At 55.5% G+C, this 422-nt stretch carries 1 protein-coding gene; it reads left to right on the top strand.

Annotation, left to right across the window (positions count from 1 at the left end; all coding sequences use genetic code 11):
* Window positions 1-227 precede the first annotated feature (227 nt).
* Window positions 228-422: hypothetical protein (locus tag M8013_RS00130; protein ID WP_271265821.1), on the top strand; the 195-nt coding region annotated here is incomplete at its 3' end.

The raw sequence follows: 422 nt of genomic DNA, 5'->3' as shown, positions 1-422 counted from the left end.
CTGACGCCTCTATCCCAGTTCGCCGGTCTTGGAACCGCGTGCTTCGACTCCCCAAAAAGCGAAAAATTATGCAGTTGGAGGGGGGCATGTTGTCGCTGACTGCACGTGCTGGCACTGGCAAAAACTTCTAGAATGGCAAAAAGCCTTCTGGTTCAAGGCGGAAAGTCATGAACTGGGGTAAGGCCATCGGGACGGTCTACGACCGGCAATAACGCAGGGGGAGACGAATGATCGGTCGTGGATCTGAATGGCGTCGTTGGGAACCGCATATCCATGCGCCGGGCACCGTTCTCAACAATCAATTCGGTGAGGGTTCTGCTTGGGACACTTATCTCGAAAGTCTTGAGGCCGCGACCCCGAAGATCGAGGCGCTTGCGGTAACGGACTACTACCTCACGGACACCTACGAAGAGGTCTTGTCG

Origin of the sequence: Silvania confinis, from assembly GCF_025564085.1 — a bacterium.
Lineage (GTDB): Bacteria > Pseudomonadota > Gammaproteobacteria > Enterobacterales > Enterobacteriaceae > Enterobacter > Enterobacter confinis.
Note: the sequence above shows the minus strand (reverse complement) of the source record. Positions and strands in the feature narration are given on the sequence as shown.